The organism is Vibrio sp. Vb0937 (genome assembly GCF_033338855.1).
Map to the genome: position 1 here is coordinate 1 of NZ_JAWOTK010000161.1, position 1076 is coordinate 1076.

At 43.5% G+C, this 1076-nt stretch carries 3 protein-coding genes; 1 reads left to right on the forward strand and 2 read right to left on the reverse strand.

Going from position 1 to position 1076, the window contains the following annotated elements; all coding sequences use genetic code 11:
• The first annotated feature begins 33 nt into the window (after positions 1–33).
• The gene (locus tag R7P67_RS24040) at positions 34–519 is read left to right on the forward strand and encodes a GNAT family N-acetyltransferase (protein ID WP_318086221.1); all 486 of its coding nucleotides are present in this window, start codon (positions 34–36) and stop codon (positions 517–519) included.
• Here the strand turns inward: R7P67_RS24040 and R7P67_RS24045 are convergent.
• Together R7P67_RS24045 and R7P67_RS24050 are read right to left on the reverse strand one after the other, a co-directional pair.
• Positions 479–778 carry a DUF3301 domain-containing protein gene (locus R7P67_RS24045; RefSeq protein ID WP_005494258.1) on the reverse strand — a complete coding sequence of 100 codons (300 nt, stop codon included), beginning with the start codon at positions 776–778 and terminating at the stop codon, positions 479–481. The two genes, R7P67_RS24040 and R7P67_RS24045, sit on opposite strands and share 41 nt — an antisense overlap.
• A 13-nt stretch (positions 779–791) precedes the next feature.
• A partial coding sequence (locus tag R7P67_RS24050; protein ID WP_318086219.1) for a DUF3549 family protein occupies positions 792–1076 on the reverse strand: 285 nt, incomplete at its 5' end.

Genomic DNA, 1076 nt, shown 5'->3' on the forward strand with positions numbered 1-1076 from the left:
CAAGGAACAGATGTGGCCATAGTAACCAGAAGAATGCTTCTTCTACCCTACAATGAGTCGTTGCAACTAGAATTCGTTATGCTTAATTGCTGTGCGAAAAACCGTGCCGAAATGAATGGTCCTCATACAGTAGCCTCTGCCAAACAATTGTTTGAGAAAATACTGGATGACGAACATATTTATAGTATGGCGGTACTTGAGAGTACGAGCCGTGACTATATGGGGCATGTATTCATTTCCCATCTCGATTCCGAACCCGAATTAGGTTTTATTTTTGATAAGGCGTATTGGGGTAAAGGGTTAGCGACAGAAGCGCTAAAAGCGTTTTTCCCTAAAGCGTGCCGCGAATTGGAACTACATAAGGTGAAAGCGAATGTAAACAGCAATCACCAAGCATCAATGGCGGTATTGGAAAAACTGGGGTTTGTTAAAACAAGAGAAAGTAAGGACTTATTCGGCCCTTACTTTGAAATGGAATTTACAAGCGATGTGGCGGTAGGTGAAAGCTCTGCGGCCTGAATCCAACCATTGTCAATTGGCCTTGATAGCAGTCATCGCCAAGAGATGAAAACTCAAATTGATACACTGTGTGCCAACGCCAGACTCCGTCTGGCGTTTTCAGTTTGTGTGCTCCAAAAGCGATGCTAACGAGCTGAAGATCTAATTGCTCGCATTTTCGTGAGATGGCAACTTTGGCTAACTCAGATTGACGTCGTTGTTGCCAAAATAGAAAACAGAAAAAGCACAGTCCAAGTATTGCCAGTAGATCTCCTATCATCCTTAATCCTTTCTTATCCCTTTGTGGCTTGCTGCAATTTGATGAGTGCAGTGGCTAGCTCTTCCGATGGGCTAGAGTGCAGCAAAGGTAGCAATACCATTCTTAGCTCTGGCAGCATAACTAAATCGGCAAATAATTGATTGAACAGGGTTTGATTGCCTGTTTGTGCGAGTCGCAGCAAAAATTGTTCAGCGATTTTTGCATCAGAAAGAAGATGCCATGCTCGTCCCGCAATACCGATCAGTACTTCTTGGTGACTTAAACGAGGGCTTTGCAAAATCGCTTCTAGTACTGGTAA